This window comes from Hymenobacter cavernae, from assembly GCF_014641455.1.
Taxonomy (GTDB): domain Bacteria; phylum Bacteroidota; class Bacteroidia; order Cytophagales; family Hymenobacteraceae; genus Hymenobacter; species Hymenobacter cavernae.
Genome location: NZ_BMHT01000001.1, coordinates 816,648 through 833,181 on the forward strand (window position 1 = coordinate 816,648; position 16,534 = coordinate 833,181).

11 protein-coding genes are annotated in these 16,534 nt (G+C 56.3%); 6 read left to right on the forward strand and 5 right to left on the reverse strand.

All coding sequences use genetic code 11. The features are described from left to right. Positions 1-117: 117 nt before the first annotated feature. Entirely contained in the window at positions 118-1,020 is a 903-nt protein-coding gene (locus tag IEX74_RS03490; RefSeq protein WP_188810951.1) for a S66 peptidase family protein, read from the forward strand. A 91-nt stretch (positions 1,021-1,111) separates the two neighbouring features. On the opposite strand, the gene IEX74_RS03495 is transcribed toward IEX74_RS03490, so the two are convergent. The 4 genes from IEX74_RS03495 to IEX74_RS03510 all read right to left on the reverse strand — a co-directional run bounded on the left by IEX74_RS03495 (position 1,112) and on the right by IEX74_RS03510 (position 5,878). Continuing rightward, positions 1,112-1,684: a hypothetical protein gene (locus IEX74_RS03495; protein WP_188810953.1), complete on the reverse strand. Its 573-nt coding sequence runs from the start codon at positions 1,682-1,684 to the stop codon at positions 1,112-1,114. Positions 1,685-1,743: 59 nt separating this feature from the next. Further along, on the reverse strand, positions 1,744-2,778 hold the full coding sequence (locus IEX74_RS03500) for a M28 family peptidase (RefSeq protein WP_188810955.1): 1,035 nt from the start codon (positions 2,776-2,778) through the stop codon (positions 1,744-1,746). 115 nt (positions 2,779-2,893) lie between these two features. Continuing rightward, positions 2,894-4,396: a cysteine--tRNA ligase gene (gene cysS, locus IEX74_RS03505; RefSeq protein WP_188810957.1), complete on the reverse strand. Its 1,503-nt coding sequence runs from the start codon at positions 4,394-4,396 to the stop codon at positions 2,894-2,896. Positions 4,397-4,750: 354 nt separating this feature from the next. Further along, positions 4,751-5,878, reverse strand: a complete 1,128-nt coding sequence (locus tag IEX74_RS03510; protein ID WP_188810959.1) for an endonuclease/exonuclease/phosphatase family protein — start codon at positions 5,876-5,878, stop codon at positions 4,751-4,753. 145 nt (positions 5,879-6,023) lie between these two features. Between IEX74_RS03510 and IEX74_RS03515 the strand changes: the two genes are divergently transcribed. From IEX74_RS03515 to IEX74_RS03535, 5 genes are all read left to right on the forward strand, one after another. Continuing rightward, positions 6,024-9,500, forward strand: a complete 3,477-nt coding sequence (locus IEX74_RS03515) for a DUF7948 domain-containing protein (protein WP_188810960.1) — start codon at positions 6,024-6,026, stop codon at positions 9,498-9,500. 356 nt (positions 9,501-9,856) lie between these two features. Beyond that, a complete protein-coding gene (rimP, locus tag IEX74_RS03520; protein ID WP_229755099.1) occupies positions 9,857-10,330 on the forward strand; it encodes a ribosome maturation factor RimP in 474 nt (157 codons plus the stop codon). An 84-nt stretch (positions 10,331-10,414) separates the two neighbouring features. Then, positions 10,415-11,689, forward strand: a complete 1,275-nt coding sequence (nusA, locus tag IEX74_RS03525; RefSeq protein ID WP_188810962.1) for a transcription termination factor NusA — start codon at positions 10,415-10,417, stop codon at positions 11,687-11,689. Positions 11,690-11,811: 122 nt separating this feature from the next. Beyond that, positions 11,812-14,955, forward strand: coding sequence for a translation initiation factor IF-2 (gene infB, locus IEX74_RS03530; RefSeq protein WP_188810964.1), 3,144 nt, complete (start codon positions 11,812-11,814; stop codon positions 14,953-14,955). A 456-nt stretch (positions 14,956-15,411) separates the two neighbouring features. Beyond that, positions 15,412-15,894, forward strand: coding sequence for a hypothetical protein (locus IEX74_RS03535; RefSeq protein ID WP_188810966.1), 483 nt, complete (start codon positions 15,412-15,414; stop codon positions 15,892-15,894). Positions 15,895-15,971: 77 nt separating this feature from the next. On the opposite strand, the gene IEX74_RS03540 is transcribed toward IEX74_RS03535, so the two are convergent. Next, the gene (locus tag IEX74_RS03540) at positions 15,972-16,430 is read right to left on the reverse strand and encodes a hypothetical protein (RefSeq protein ID WP_188810967.1); all 459 of its coding nucleotides are present in this window, start codon (positions 16,428-16,430) and stop codon (positions 15,972-15,974) included. Between the last annotated feature and the right edge of the window lie 104 nt (positions 16,431-16,534).

Below are 16,534 nucleotides of genomic sequence, written 5' to 3' on the forward strand. Positions count from 1 at the left end.
TACTAGGTTGTGGTAACATTCAGGCAATCTTCTGCAATAAATCGTGTTGAAGGCAGCATGCTCTAGCAGCTAGCTCCGATTGTCCGTAGGTTTGTCGCCGCGCAATTCACTCTCTTTATGCCTACCACTCCTCCTCCCCTACGGCCCGGCGACCGGGTTGCTATTGTTTGTCCCGCTCGCAAAGTTTCCCACGCCGAAGTCGTGGCGGCAGTAACTATTCTCACCAGTTGGGGGCTTGAAGTCGTTCTAGGTGATACGGTAACGGCGGAGTATCATCAATTCGCCGGCCCCGATGAACTGCGCCGCTCCGACTTCCAGCGCATGCTCGACGCGCCCGACATTCGGGCGATTCTGTGCGCCCGCGGCGGCTACGGCACCTCCCGCATCATCGACCAGCTGGACTTCTCCCGTTTCGCCGACAACCCCAAGTGGATTGCCGGCTTCAGCGACGTGACGGTGCTCAACTCTCATTTGTTGGCCCTAGGTCACGAAAGCATTCATGGCGTGATGCCGCTGCTCTTCGACCAAGAAGGTGGCGAAGAATCGTTGGAAAGCCTGCGCCGCGTGCTGTTTGGCGAGCCGGTGAGCTACGACGCGCCCGCGCACCCGTTCAACAACCTAGGTACCGCCACGGGCGAATTGGTTGGCGGCAATCTGAGTCTGCTCCAAAATCTCAGCGGCACCCGTTCGGACTGCTCCACCCCGGGTCGCATTCTGTTTCTGGAAGATATTGACGAGTACCTCTACAACATCGACCGGATGATGGTGCACCTCGACCGCACTGGTAAGCTCCAGAACCTAGCTGGCTTGCTCGTAGGTCACTTCACCGACCCACACGACAACACCATCTCCTTCGGCCAGACGCCTTACGAAATCATCCAGACCTACGCCAGCAAGTACAGTTTCCCGGTAGCGTACGGCTTCCCCGTCGGGCACGAGCCGCAGAACATGGCGCTAGTTTGCGGCCGTATGGCTCAGATGGTGGTAGATGCAGAGGGCGTGCGGGTGGCGTACGTTTGAGTGTGCCCTAAAACCTAGGTAGCCCCGGCGAGTGTAACACTTAGAACTAGAGCTACACTCGCCGGGGCTACCTAGGTTTGTAGATTGTGCTCTACTTGTTTGAGTTCTGCAGCACTTGCAGAATCAGGTCTATCTTGCCCCCTACTCCACTTAGCTCGGTCTTGATGCCGGCTACGTCAGTTTTAAGATCAGCTACATCCGTCTTGATGCCAGCTACTTCGGTCTTGATGCCGGCTACTTCGGTCTTGATGCCGGCTACATCCGTCTTGATGCCGGCTACATCCGTCTTGATGCCGGATACTTCGGTCTTGATGCCGGCTACTTCGGTCCAAAGCTCAACTTGGCCTTGTTTAAGCTGTACGATGTCTTGCCGCATTGCAATCATTCCTGTTTGCATGTCAGCTACTGTTGTTTGCAGTGCAGCTTGACCTGTCAGCAAGAAGCTGATGTTACTGCTTTGCTGTCCAACCAACCCAATCACTTGCTTGATCTGGGCTTGGGTCTGGCGGTGCAGGGCGGTGTGCTGGTCCAGAATAGCCATTGTTTCGGCTAGCAGCGGCTCTAGTTGGTCGAGGCGTTCGTCGGGAGTCATGTGGGAAAGCTCGGTAGAAATCAGGTAACGAATATCCGACTTATTTGGGTATTGCTGAAAAACAACCTGCATGAAAAAAGGTGATGCCTGGCACCACCTTTTTCTAATCTGGCTACTGGCTTGCTGATTTGCTAGCCAGCATAAATCGTTTGCAATACCGTCTGGCCCACCGCTTTGAGCGTGCGCTTGTCGATGATGCTCATGTTGTCCTGCGTGGTGTGGTGATACGCCGGGAAATATTCGTCGCCGACGGGCAGGTGGTCGATGATGTCGATGGTGCGGACGCCGGCTTGGTTCGTGAAAACGTGGTCGTCGGTGATGCCGGGGCTATCTTGGAAGAGGAAGTAGTCGGAGTAGCCGATCTGGGCGGCCGTATTCCACACTTTATCCACAATGTCGCGGGCTTTTTCTACCGAAAGCTGCTCGCGGCTGAACTTGGCGTTTTTAGCCCCAACCATATCCAGCAAGATGCCATAGTCGGGCTTGTAATTAGCGGGCAGCAGGTGCTGGGCCCAATATTGCGAACCTAGGCACCAGCTCGATTTACCTTGCTCTTCCTGGGCTTGCAGCTGGTTTTTCAGGTCGCTTTGGGTGCTGCCGTCGTAGCCGTAGTCTTCAGAGTCGAAGAGAATGAAATCGATACCGACATTTGGCCTGAGGCTGTCGGGCTGAGAGGCTAGCACGCGGGCCATTTCCAGGGCAATACCGACGCCGCTGGCCCCATCACTGGCGCCATCGAGCGGCGCGTTCTTGTGCTGATCATCTTTATCGGCGAAGGGGCGCGTGTCCCAGTGCGTGAAGACGGCGACGCGGCGAGTTGCCTGGGGCTGAAACTGGGCGATGATGTTGCGCGAGCGTAACATCTTGCCATCAAACGCCATGGCCTCGAAGGGTTGCTCTTTCACCGTCAGACCTAGGTTCTTGAACTTCTGCACGAGCCAGTCGCCGGTGGCTACGTGGGCTTTGGAGTTCGGCACGCGCGGCCCGAAAGCGACTTGCTTGGTGGTGTAGGCGTAGGCTGAATCGGCGTTGAAGCTCGGGGCGGCGGGCACTTTGGCTTCCTCAGTTTCGGCCGTTTCGGTGGTTGCCTGCTTGTCCCGGTTACAGCTGGCGGCCAGCAGCACAAGAGCCAGCGCGGGGGCCAGCCAGGAGTATTTCGATTTCATGGTGTGCAAAGTAGCGCGAAGCTCCAGCTTCGCGCATCGTTGAACGATTATCGTTGAGTAACGCAAACGAGTTGTTCAACGATGCGCGAAGCTGGAGCTTCGCGCTACAATTTGCCTACTCCTCGCTATAAGCCCAATCAACACCCGCTTTGGTGTCCTTCACCACGATGCCTTGCTCCTTCAGCGCCGCCCGAATCTGGTCGACTTTGTCGTAGGCTTTGGTGGCTTTGGCTTCCTGATAGAACGTGAGCGTGAGGCTGAGCAGGTCTTCGGCGTTGGCCCGCGGCTCGTCGACTAAACCTAGAACGTCGGTGACCAGCGTGCGATACGCTTGCGTAGCTTCCTGCAAAGCGGCGGCACTTACATTGGCCAGGGTAGCCAGGTTGGCGCCGAAGCCGTTGAATTTGCGCAGCAGGTTAAACAAGCCAGCTATGGCGCGGGCCGTGTTCAGGTCGTCGTTCAGGCCGGCGAAGCAATCGGCGACGAGCTTGCGCAGCTCGGCGTCGGCTTTTTCGGTGTCAACAGCGCGCTCGGTTCCTTCCGGTAGTTGCAGCTTGTCGAGTAGGCGCAGGCCGTTCATGAGCTTGCGGTAGCCTTTGCGAGCGGCTTGCAGGGCTTCGTCGCTCACGTCGATGGGGCTGCGGTACTGCGCTTGCAGCAGGAAGAAGCGCACCGTCATGGGCGAGTACGGCTGCGAGAGAGCCGACGCGCCGCCTTTAAACAGGTCATTGAACGTGATGAAGTTGCCGAGCGACTTGCTCATCTTCTGGCCGTTCACCGTAATCATGTTGTTGTGCATCCACACGCGGGCCTCGTCGGAATGGCTGTGGCTGGCTTGGCTCTGCGCAATTTCGCACTCATGGTGTGGGAACATCAGGTCGAGGCCGCCGCCGTGAATGTCGAAGGTCTGACCTAGGTATTTGCGGCTCATAGCCGAGCACTCCAGGTGCCAGCCGGGGAAGCCCTCGCTCCACGGCGAAGGCCACCGCATCAGGTGTGCCTCCGAGGCTTTTTTCCAAAGCGCGAAATCCAGCGGCGAGCGTTTCTCGTCCTGGCCGGCCAGGTTGTCGCGGGTGCCGGCGAGCAGCTCTTCGGTCACGCGGTTGGAGAGCTTGCCGTAGTTGTGCTGCTCATTATAGCGCGGCACATCGAAGTACACCGAGCCATTGACTTCGTAGGCGAAACCATTGGCCAGAATTTCCTCGATCATGCCGATCTGCTCGGTGATGTGGCCGCTGGCGCGGGGCTCGATATCGGGGGGCAAGCAGCCCAGCGCTTCCATGTGATTATGGTAGCGGTTGGCGTAGTACTCGGCCACTTGCATGGGCTCCAATTGAGCGGCGCGGGCGCGCTTCGAGATTTTGTCTTCGCCTTCATCGGCGTCGCCTTCTAGGTGGCCTACGTCGGTGATGTTGCGCACGTAGCGCACCGTGTACCCTAGGTGGCGCAGGTAGCGCACCAGCACATCGAACACAACCGGCCCGCGGGCATTGCCCAAGTGGGCATCATTGTAGACCGTCGGGCCGCAAAGGTAAACTCCCACAAACGGCGGATGAAGCGGTTCAAACGCCTCCTTCCGGCGCGTCAGGGTATTATAAAGCGAAAGCGCGTGCTGCATTCGGCAAAAGTAGAAAGATTTGATGGGCCTTTCGGCGCAAAATCGAGATGAGTACATTCATCTGTTCAAGCAGCCAGAAAGTTTTGTACCAAGCACTTTTCTTTAGAAAATAGCAGTGACTTGCTCTTTATCGGAACAAGTTTCTGCCACTTACGAGCAACAAAGTTTACTATCTAGTTTGTGTGGCACAAAAGCTAAGTTGGCGAGTATATAAAGTTCAATTAGCAGTACAAGATTTTTTGGGAGAGTATTAAATGTTGTTCTCAAAGCTAGCTTCTTGAACGTCATGCTTCGACAAGCGGACGCTAGATGAAGCATGATGCTCTTTTAGCATTCTATTCTAAGAATGACGTGCTACTCAGCTTCATCCCTAGCTCGCAAGTCGTAAGTAGCGGTGGTGGGAAAGTGGTCGGAGTACGGAATTTCGTAGTGCACTTTAAAGTCTTCCACTGTCCAGTGCGGGCTGGCAAACTGGTTGTCGATGCGCATGAAAGGCAGCCGGCCATTATAGGTGCTCCCAATACCGTTGCCCACCGTGGCCCAGGCATTTTGGAAGTAGTCGGCCAGCTGGTCGTAGCTGTAGCTGTAGGGCAAATCGTTGAGGTCGGCGCAGAGTAGCATGGGGTAGCGGCACCGCTCGAAGCGGCGCACCAGCGTATCGACCTGCACGCTGCGCGCCATCATACCTACCTTGAAGCGCCGCAGCAAACCGCGGCTTTTATGCTTGAAGCCAGCCTTGCTGGAGTAGCTCTGCACGATGTCTTTCTCTTGCATGCTCATGCTTTGCAGGTGGAAGTTATACACCCGAATCGTGTCGCCGCCAGGCAGGCGCAGGTCGGCAAACATGGCGTGGTTCTGCGTGAGCTTGCCGAAGGAAATGGTGCCGCGGCGCAGAATCGGGTAGCGCGAGAAGATGGCAATGCCAAACTCGGCGCCAGCGCTATTCGTCAGGCTTTTCGACAGGAAAGCGTGCCGCCCAGCCTTGCGCCCGATCTGCTCAACGGTGCGGAATACTTTCCCGTCGCGGGTGTGCGTGCTGCGGGGTTCGTTGTAGAACTCTTGCAGGCAGATGATATCGGCTGGGCTTTCGGCTAGCCACTGCACCAGCTTGCGCGAAGAACCTAGGTCGGGGTCGCGCAGCTGCGGGTACACGTTGAAGATGCGCACGTTGGCACTCAGCACGCGCACCTGGCGGTCGGGTGTGCCGGTAGCTTCCACGGTGCGCCACGGATGCAGGGCCAGCCCCCGCTGAAAATGCGGCCACGTAAGCACCGTCACCAGCAGCGGCAGCAGCGCCAGGCGCCAGTTGCGCAGCAGCCAGTAGAAAACTAAACCTAGGTTCAACCCGAGCGCGACGGGCAATGTGAGGGCACCGAAAGCAGCGGGCCAGAAGGTATGCGGCGGAATCTGCACGCAGGCAATAGCCACCAGCAGCCACAGCACCACGAGCACAGTACAGGTAAACGCAAACGAACGACGCACCGCCAAAAGTCTGAAAAAGAGCCTCGGACAAAGGTAGGCGTTCGGGCCGGAAAGCGACCTAGCTCAAGCAGTTGATATACGCCGGCTGGCTGCCTTTTCGTTGTATCTTGCATCATAAACTGCTGATTTCTGTCTGGTTCCGCCTATGCTTCTTTCTACTTTTCGTGGGTTCCTCTTCTTATTCCTTCTTGCGGCAACGCAGTTGTCGGCGGCCAGTCCGCTGAGTTCGGCGCCAGATAGCCGCACCCTGGAATTTGTGGAGAACAAGGGCCAGTGGGACGCCCGCGCCCGCTACATGGCCGAGTTGCCGGCCGGCCGCTTATTCCTTAATACTACCGGCTTCACCTACGCCTTCGTCGACGCCAAGGCCCTGCCCGACCGTACGCACAGGCACCAGGCCCAATCCAAGCCAAGCACGGGCCTGTTGCGGGCGCATGCCTATTCGGTTACGTTTGAGGGTGCTAATCCGAACCCTAGCCTCAGCGGCAGCGAAGCCACGGCCGGGCATCGCAACTACTACCTAGGTCAGGACCCCAGCGCTTGGGCTTCCAACGTGCGCGGGTTTCGCACGGTGCGCTACGCTGAAGTGTACCCTGGCATCGGCGTGCAGCTCTACGAAAATCAGCACCAGCAGCTCGAATACGACTTTACGGTAGCCGCTGGCGCGCAGCCGGCCACTATTCGCCTGCGCTACCAGGGCGCCTTGCAGCTTAAGCTGCAAGGCGGCAAGCTGCTGATTCAGACCTCGGTGGGCACGGTGCAGGAACAGGCGCCACAAGCCTGGCAGCAGATCGGAGAAAAGCGCGTGGCGGTGGCGTGCGCCTTTGTGTTGAAAGACAACACCGTAAGCTTCAAGCTAGGCAGCTACAACCGAAAGTACCCGCTCGTCATCGACCCGACCGTTGTCTTCTCCACCACCACCGGCTCCTACGCCGATAACTGGGGCTTCACGGCCACTTACGACGAGCAGGGCAATATGTACTCGGGCGGCATTGTGTTTGGCGTGGGCTACCCCACCACTACCGGCGCCTACGATACTAGCTTCGGCGGCAACGAAGACATCAGCATCATCAAGTACAATACGGCGGTTAGTGGCCCGGCGGCCCGGCTGTATGCTACCTACCTAGGTGGTAATCAAGGGGAGGCGCCACACAGCTTGGTGGTAAACAAGCAGGGTGAGCTGGTGATTTTCGGCTCGACCGGCTCCGGCAATTTCCCGACGACCAGCGGCGCTTATGATCGTTCATTTAATGGCGGCCCGGCAGTAGAGCCTTTTCCTACTCCAGCACCCTTACCTGGTCAACCCGATGTTACGCTTAGATACCCTAATGGCGTAGACTTGTTCGTGGCCAAGCTCAGCGCCAATGGCTCGGCACTCACAGGCTCTACTTTTCTGGGCGGTACCAGCACCGATGGCCTGCACATCAATTCGCCGCTGGCAGCTAATTACGGCGATGAGTTCCGGGGTGATGTTATCACCGACGACGATGGCAACGTTTACTTGGCTTCTACTACCAGCAGCAGCAACTTTCCGGTTCGCAACGGCTACCGTATGAGCTACCAGTCCGGCGGCTCTGATGCGGTGGCTTGCAAGCTTTCGTCTGATCTAAAAGAACTGGTTTGGAGCACTTTCCTAGGTGGCTCCGGCTACGATGGCGCTTACTCAATTCAACTCGATCCTAACCGCAACGTGTACGTGTGCGGCGGCACTACCAGCTCTAACTTTCCAACCACCAGCGGCAGCTACCAACCCAGGCCCCTAGGAGGCATCGATGGCTTCGTAACCTGCCTGAGCAGCGCGGGTACTGTGTTGCAGAAGAGCACCTACCTAGGTACCAGAGCGTACGATCAAGCGTATTTCATCCAGCTTGATGCCGCCAACGACGTGTATCTACTCGGCCAGTCAAGTGGTCCGTACCCTATATCCGACCGGCAACTGTATCACGTCGACAATGGCCGCCAGTTTATCCAGAAGCTGGATAACACTTTTGCACGGAGCCTATACTCAACCACGTTTGGCAGCGGCCGTACCAGTTTCGATTTATCTTTAACGGCTTTTCTAGTTGACAACTGCGAGCGGGTCTACATCAGCGGCTGGGGTGCTGACCTCAACGGGACCAGCACCGCAGGTTTACCTGTCACGCCGAACGCTATTCAGCCCACAACGGATGGCTCCGACTTCTATCTGGCAGAGTTTACGCCCGGTCTGCAGTCGTTGGAATATGCTACTTTCTATGGTCAGTATGGCGTCGAGGAACACGTTGATGGCGGCACGTCGCGCTTCGACAAGCGCGGCGTGGTATATCAGGCGGTGTGCAGCGGTTGCGGTGGGGTCTCCGGCTTTCCGGTGCCGGACGGCGCTAATACCTATACACCGAACAACAACTCTAGAAACTGCAACAACGCGTCCTTCAAGATTGACTTCGGCGCACTTCTCGCTGACCCCGGCCCCAGCCGCTACGTGTGCGTGGGCGCAGCCCCGATTAAGCTAGGTGGTACCCCGGAAGGTGGCGTCTGGAGCGGGCCGGGCGTGTCGGCAGCGCCGGGCGGCGGCTACCAATTCACGCCAACTACCGCCGTGCTAGGTCGCAATACGCTTACGTATGTGGTAGCCACAGCGGGCGTTTGCTACAGCACCAAAACCGTGCGCATGACCGTGACACCCGTCGCGACACTGACGTTTGCCAGCGTACCTAGCGTGTGCCTAGATTCCAAAGCGGTAGCACTTACGGCCAGCCCACCCGGTGGCACGTTCAGCGGCCCCGGCATGAGCGGTAATACGTTCAACCCGGCGCAGGCCGGCGCGGGCACCCACCTCATCCGCTACGCCCTACCCGATTCCGTGGCCTGTGGCAGCATCACCCAGAACATCACAGTAAGCGCGCCGCCCGTCGTGCGCGCTGGTCCTGACACCACGCTCTGCGCTGACGAAGCCCGGGCTTTCCGCCTGCGGCAAGCCAGCCCCACCGGTGGTACCTGGAGCGGCCCCGGCGTCACGGCCGACGGATTATTTACGCCGCCCAACACCAACAACCGCGGCGGCATTTTCAACCTGCGCTATACCATTGCCCAGAATGGCTGCGAAGTGGAAGCCACGCGCCGGGTGGTCATTGCGCCAACTTCAGGCAACAATGTTCCGCTGGATATACCCGTCTGCGAAGCCGCACCGCAGTACACGGGCCTGGCGCCCTTCAACTGCCAGTTTACGCCCCTACTGCCCGGCGGCACCTATCAGTGGGACTTCGGCGACCAGACTACCTCCACCGAGGAAGCTCCATTGCACCTCTATAGCAAACCGGGCACATACCTAGTAAAACTAACGGCCCGCTACTCCAACTGCCAGGTAGAAACGCGCTTTGCGCCGGTGGAAGTCGGCGAAACGTTTATTCCAAACATCATCACGCCCAATGGCGACGGCAAAAATGAGTTATTTATCCCGCGCTTTAGCTGCGCTCCGGCTACGCTTCGCATCTTCTCGCGCTGGGGCAGCCAAATTTTTGAGACTAAAAACTACCGCAACGACTGGCACGGCAACGGCCTCGCCGATGGTGTATACTACTATCATCTACGCGACACGGAAGGCCGCTCGGCGAAAGGCTGGCTGGAGGTCAAGCGCAACTAAGCGGTGAGTTCTTTATTAAGGAGTAGTCTGCTTTTAATAACAAGTGAGGCTAGCTTACCCAACCGTAGAAGTGAAGCAATTCCGATTGCATATTTTCTCACGGCCTGGGAACCAAGTATATTAATCTGCGGCTTATCAGAATAACTGGAATGTGGGCAAGCAGCCAGCCAATTTCTACTACTATTTGCTGTACATGGCCGATGGTACTAAGATAAAGCCTGGCTGGAAGTACAGTCCTAGCTTACCCCGGCGTGCCCCTTGCGCTTCCCCAGATTTTGTAGTATATTTGCGCCAGCAATTGAAAAGAAAGAGGGGACGCGTAGTCCCCTCTTTCTTTTGCCACCTAGCTCTATCGCATGAAATTCTCTCCCGCCCAGCTTAACGAGATGCTTCAGGACAGCCTTGCTGGTCTGGACCTTTTTGTTGTAAGCCTTTCCATATCCGATTCGGCCGTTCGCCCCAAAGTCACGGCAGTTCTGGATGGCGAGCAAGGTGTAGGCATTGATGAATGCGCGCAGGTTAGTCGGCGTCTGGCCCGTCGCATTGATGACGCGTACGGCGAAGAAGCTAGCTACACGCTAGAAGTCACATCGCCCGGCGCCGACCAACCATTGAGCGACCCACGCCAGTATATGCGCCATGCTGGCCGTAGCCTCAGCCTGAAAATGGCAGATGGCACCGAGAAAACCGGCACGCTGGAGGCATCCGATGCCACTGGCATTCAGCTGACGGAAGTAATAAAAGAGAAGAATAAGAAGAAAACCTTACCAGCGGCCTTCATTCCGTACGCGGATATAAAGGAAGCTAAAGTGGTTATTTCGTTTAAGTAAATAGTTGCATGGTTAACTGGCTGCTTGCCACCTAGGTTCTCAGCTGTTCAACCGCCAACAATTTAACAATCATCAATTTCTACAATGAACAGTCACGTCTTAATCGAATCGTTTGCCGAGTTCGCTCGCTCCAAGAACATCGACCGTCCCACGATGATGAGCATCCTGGAGGACGTGTTCCGCACGATGATTCGGAAGAAGTACACGACCGATGAGAACTTCGACGTCATCCTGAACGTGGACAAGGGCGACCTAGAAATCTACCGCAACCGCGAAATCGTGGATGATGACTCAGAAGATATCTGGGACTTCGATAAGATTCCGCTGGAAGAGGCCAAAAAGATCGAGCCCGACTACGAAGTAGGCGAGCAAGTTGCCGAGGAAGTGAAGCTGGAGGACTTTGGCCGTCGCGCTGTGCTCATGGCCCGTCAGACGCTGATTCAGCGCGTGAAAGACCTAGAGCGAGACAATCTTTACCAGCAGTATAAAGACCAGGTTGGAGAGATTATTACCGGCGAAGTGTACCAGGTGTGGAGCCGTGAGGCCCTCATCTTGGATAAAGAGGAGAATGAGCTGGTTCTACCAAAATCGGAGCAGATCCCGAAGGACCGCTACCGCAAAGGTGACACAGTACGTGCCGTTGTACACCGTGTAGAGGTAATCAATGGTACGCCCAAGATCATCTTATCGCGGGCTGCCCCGGCTTTTCTGGAGCGCTTGTTCGAGCAGGAAGTGCCAGAGATTTTTGATGGTCTTATCACCATCAAGAACATCGTGCGGGAGCCGGGTGAGCGGGCCAAGGTAGCCGTTGAAAGCTACGACGACCGCATTGACCCAGTAGGCGCTTGCGTCGGTATGAAAGGTTCACGCATCCATGCTGTCGTGCGGGAGCTGGAGAACGAAAACATCGACGTCATCAACTACACTGACAATCTTGAGCTTTATATTCAGCGGGCTTTATCGCCGGCTAAAATTGGCTCGATGAAGATCAATGAACAAACTGGCCGGGTTTCGGTGTTCTTAAAGCCAGACCAGGTAAGTCTGGCTATCGGCCGCGGCGGTGCTAACATCAAGCTAGCCAGCCGGCTGGTTGGAATGGAAATCGACGTGTTCCGGGAAGCCGAGGACTACGACGAGGATATCGCGCTGGACGAGTTCCAGGACGAGATTGAGCCTTGGGTTCTGGCCGAATTTAAGAAGATCGGCCTAGACACTGGCCGGGCTGTTTTGGCCGTAAGTAAAGAAGATATAGTACGCCGGACGGAGTTGGAAGAAGAGACTGTAGAAGACGTCTTCCGCATCATCCGACAGGAATTTGAGGATTCCGAAGAAGAGGCAAATTCCGGCGACGCGCAATGAGTGTGCGGCGGCCGGTCCGGTAACGGCGTTAAATCAAGCTACATGGCGTGATTTAACGCCGTTCGGCAAGATTTAATGTAGTACCTTTGCAACTGAATACGAGTATCGTTCGCGAGCATAGAATGGCGGAAGCAACACCCAAACGGCTACAGCAGGCAGCCAAAGACCTGAACATCGGCTTGTCTACTATCGTAGACTTTCTGGCGGGAAAAGGGCATCAGATCGAAAACAAACCCACGACGAAGCTAACCTCTGAGCAGGTTTCGCTGCTCAACAAAGCCTTTGAGTCGTCGGCGCAAGATAAGATCGAAGCCTCTAAGCTCAGCCAGGCCAAGCGCCAGAGCGAGTTAGAGGCCACCCCACCTCGCCCTGAACCCGTAGCTCCTAAAGCTAACGGTAGCGTAGCTGCGCCCGTTGTTACCGCTGCTCCCGCTCCCAAACCAGTCGAAGAACCGAAGCCGGCTGCCCCAGCGGCACGGCCTGCACCGGTTGCTGCATCGCAACCGGCTGTTCCTGTTTATACGCCTGCTCCGGCTCCGGCCGCTCCAGCACCTACCCCAGCTCCCGCAGCCTCAACACCTGCACCAGCTGAGGCACCCCGGACACCCGGTCTGAAAGTGCTTGGTAAGATTGAGCTTGATGCGAAAGGCCGGCCAGTACCACCGCGTCCGGCAGCCAGCGCGCCTGCACCTGCTCAGGCTGCACCAGCTGCTCCAGTAGTTAGGCCCGCCGAGCCCCGCCCGGCACCGACACCAGCCCCTGTAGCTGCGCCCGCTGCTCAACCAACTGTAGAAGCTAAGGCAGCACCTACACCCCAGCCTGCTACACCTCCGCAACCGGCTCCAGCAGTAGTAGCTCAACCTGCAGCACAACCAGCGCCCATGCCGGCAGCGGCTCCTCCTGCTGCAGCTGCACCAACACCGGCTGCACCAGTGACTGAAAACCCAACTGCACCAGAAGACACCAGCACGATTGTAGCCAAAGCCGATCAGCTGAAAGGCCTTACTGTGCTAGGAAAGATCGAGTTGCCGGTTGATTCTTCCCGCCGTAGCGGTGGAGGCAACAACCGCCGCCCTGTGGCTTCTTCCGACGTGCGCAAGAGCGGCCTTAGCGCTGCGGATGCCAAGAAGAAGCGTCAGCGCCTTCCTACGCCTGGAGCCGCCAATACTGGTGGGCAGCAAGGTGGTAGCCAAGGTCAGGGAGGTCAGCAGGGTCAAGGCAACCGTCCGCACAATGCACCGGGGCAGCAACGGCCAGGTGGCCCAGGGCAGCAGCGCACTGGCAATCAAGGTGGCCGCCCAAGCCAAGGTAACTCAAATGCTCCTCGTCCGGTTGTTCCAGCTACAACGCCCGAGCAAAACGAGCGTCAGATTCAGGAGCAGATTAAGGCAACACTCGCTAAGCTGAGTGGTGGCCGAGGTGGCGCTCAGAACAACCGCGCTAAATATCGCCGCGATAAGCGCGCTGGCGCAGCTGAAGCTGCTGACTTGCAGCGCCAGCAGAATGAGCTAGCCTCGAAGACCCTTAAGGTTACTGAGTTTATCTCAGCCAACGACCTAGCTTCGCTGATGGACGTGTCGGTGAACGAAGTCATTAAGATATGCCTCGGCATGGGTATGTTCGTCTCGATCAACCAACGCCTCGATGCGGAAGCTATTACGGTCATTGCCGACGAGTTTGGCTATGATGTAGAGTTCCTGTCGGCGGAGGAAGAAGAAGCCGACCTAGGTGTTGAAGACGCAGACGAAGACTTACAGCCACGCGCCCCGATTGTAACGATCATGGGTCACGTCGACCACGGTAAAACGTCGCTGCTTGACTACATCCGCAGTGCTAGCGTAGCCAAAGGCGAAGCTGGTGGTATCACGCAGCACATCGGTGCTTACGACGTAATGACAGCTTCAGGCAAGCGTGTTACCTTCCTAGATACTCCGGGTCACGAAGCCTTTACCGCTATGCGTGCTCGTGGTGCGAAGGTGACGGACATTGCCATCATCGTGGTAGCTGCTGACGATTCGGTGATGCCGCAGACTAAGGAAGCCATCAACCACGCACAGGCTGCCGGTGTGCCGATCGTAATTGCGTTCAACAAGATTGATAAGCCATCGGCCAACGCGGACAAAATTCGGGAAGAGCTGTCGGCTATCAATATCCTGGTGGAAGAATGGGGTGGTAAGTACCAGTCGCAAGAAGTATCGGCAAAGTCGGGACTCGGCGTGGAAGACTTGCTGGAGAAGGTACTGCTCGAAGCAGAACTGCTGGAGTTGAAAGCCAACCCTGACCGCAACGCAGTGGGTACCGTTATTGAAGCCTCTCTGGATAAAGGCCGCGGCTACGTAACGACGGTACTAGTGCAAACGGGTACGCTGCGCGTTGGCGACATCGTGCTGGCTGGTCCGCACTATGGCCGCGTGAAAGCGATGACTGACCACCGTGGCAAGAAAATGAAGCAGGCTGGGCCAGCCACGCCGGTGCAGGTGCTTGGCCTAACTGGCGCGCCACAGGCTGGCGACAAGATTCAGGTGATGGAAACGGAACGCGAAGCTCGCGAGCTAGCCACCCAGCGTCAGCAGCTTACCCGCGAACAGAGCATGCGTACCAAGAAGCACATCACCCTCGACGAGATTGGTCGCCGTCTGGCAATTGGCTCGTTCAAGGAGTTGAACGTGCTGGTAAAAGGCGACGTGGACGGTTCGGTAGAAGCTCTCTCGGACTCGCTGCTCAAACTGAGCACGCCGGAAGTGAAGGTAAACATCCTCAGCAAAGGGGTAGGTGCCATCTCCGAATCGGACGTGCTGCTGGCTTCGGCTTCGGATGCCATCATCATCGGCTTCCAGGTTCGTCCTTCGCAGAGTGCGCGTAAGCTGGCTGAGCAAGAGCAGATTGACATCCGCCTCTACTCGATCATCTACAATGCCATCAACGAGGTGAAGGATGCCATGGAAGGCATGCTGGCTCCGACGGTGCAAGAAGTGGTGGTTGCCAACGCCGAAGTGCGTCAGGTGTTCCACATCACCAAAGTGGGTACGATTGGTGGCTGTATGGTGACCGATGGTACGTTCACCCGCAAAACCAAGGTACGGGTTGTGCGCGACGGTATTGTACTGCACACGGGCGATATTCAGGACCTGAAGCGCTTCAAAGACGATGTGTCGGAAGTACGCCAAGGCTACGAATGCGGTATCAGCGTTAAGGGCTTCAGTGACCTTCAGGAAGGTGACAATATTGAAGGCTTCGAAGAGAAGGAAATTAAGCGTACGCTGTAAACAAGTGATTTCAGCGTGCAACTTATACCAAAGCCCCAACGGATGCCGTTGGGGCTTTGGCTTTTATAAGCATCTCGCTCCGGCTGGCAGAGATTAAGTCAGTAGATTTGTACTATCAACGGCCAGCAGAGCGTATACTAGGATCTGTTTGAGCCGAAGCTCAACTTACCATTCTAGGTTATGACGAAAAAGCTCGCCGCTCGGCTACTCATTCTTTTCTTCTTGCAAGCTAGCTTCGTGGCACTCGCGCAAACTAAGAAGCCTGCTAAGTCGACTACAGTTTCCAAAAAAGAGGCGGCAAAATCTACTGGGGCTAGCTCTTCGACAAAGGCAGCTCCCCCCCCTGCGTCTCAAGAGCCAACAACCCTTCAGAAAGGCGTTACGCAGGTACAGACGGTGCTCAACACAATGTATGAGCCACAGACAACGTCTACTTTTCATTCTGGCAACACGGCTGTGAACGTTGGTCTTGGATTATTAGGAGCGAATCATGGCTACGATGTTTTTGGCAGCGTAAGTCAGTCGCCAGCTCTGAGTGTGTCGTATGAGCGAGGCATCACCGACAGCTTCGGTCCGGGTACCCTCAGCGTAGGCGGCCTACTTGGCTACAAGCATTACTACTATGATTTTCCGAAGACGGATTATAGAGCCAGCTGGACAGATGTGCTATTAATGGCGCGTGGGTCTTACCACTACAACCTTACTGATAATCCGCAAATAGACACGTACGCAGGACTGACCTTAGGTGTCCGCCTCAACACGTATTCAAATAGTAATGCTAATTCTGTAGCGCGAGACGTCTACAACGACCAAGGCTTGCACCTGGCTACCGGTATCTTCTTAGGTGGCCGCTATTTTGTCACCAACAACCTAGGTGTTTTTGCAGAAGCCGGCTATGATATGACGTACCTAAAGTTTGGACTCACGGCGAAATTCTGACACGAATTAACTTCTACTACGGCAGTAATAAGATCAAAAAAAGCTCCGGCAGTATTGCCGGAGCTTTTTTTGATGTCTTAGAAAAACAAGAAGTGATGCTTCTTCCTGTGCTTGTGTACGAGAGGCTTGCCTTTCGGATCGATACCGGGCGCTGGCCGGGTTTGGCCGCGTTTTTGGCGGGCAGTACCGATGCGGTTGTCTCTGAACTTGCGCACCGTGAACCCCCCATTGCCTTTCTCAAACTGGCGGGCTGGACCAGCCGCCCGCCCGAAGCTCGTGTTGGAAGTTCCCCCTGATCGAGCCTCCAAAATTTCCATCTGCTGGTCGCGCTTTACCTGATCGGGGTTCATGCTCATGCGCCGTTGCATGCGCGCAATATCCGTTGCTGAATCTTTTTTCTTGGACTTGCGCGCGCTGGACTCCATGCCCGGGGCACCCTGCATAACAGAGGTCGAGCGCGAATCTGAGGTTTGAGCCTGCACGCGCGGAATAAAGAGCAAAGCCGCCAGGGAGGTAGCAGCAATCAGTTTTTTCATGCAACTGGGAAGTAACGGCTGAGTCGTTGTGTGGCAGAACTGGCAACGCCCAACCCTATGCAAGCCGGCAACGGGCAACCCATGAACTTAGTTTCAAATTACAG

Coding starts and splice junctions, on each gene's coding strand:
- nusA (WP_188810962.1), top strand. CDS start 10,415: ATGAACAGTCACGTCTTAATCGAATCGTTTGCCGAGTTCGCTCGCTCC.
- IEX74_RS03515 (WP_188810960.1), top strand. CDS start 6,024: ATGCTTCTTTCTACTTTTCGTGGGTTCCTCTTCTTATTCCTTCTTGCG.
- IEX74_RS03495 (WP_188810953.1), bottom strand. CDS start 1,684: ATGCAGGTTGTTTTTCAGCAATACCCAAATAAGTCGGATATTCGTTAC.
- IEX74_RS03500 (WP_188810955.1), bottom strand. CDS start 2,778: ATGAAATCGAAATACTCCTGGCTGGCCCCCGCGCTGGCTCTTGTGCTG.
- IEX74_RS03540 (WP_188810967.1), bottom strand. CDS start 16,430: ATGAAAAAACTGATTGCTGCTACCTCCCTGGCGGCTTTGCTCTTTATT.
- rimP (WP_229755099.1), top strand. CDS start 9,857: ATGAAATTCTCTCCCGCCCAGCTTAACGAGATGCTTCAGGACAGCCTT.
- cysS (WP_188810957.1), bottom strand. CDS start 4,396: ATGCAGCACGCGCTTTCGCTTTATAATACCCTGACGCGCCGGAAGGAG.
- infB (WP_188810964.1), top strand. CDS start 11,812: ATGGCGGAAGCAACACCCAAACGGCTACAGCAGGCAGCCAAAGACCTG.
- IEX74_RS03490 (WP_188810951.1), top strand. CDS start 118: ATGCCTACCACTCCTCCTCCCCTACGGCCCGGCGACCGGGTTGCTATT.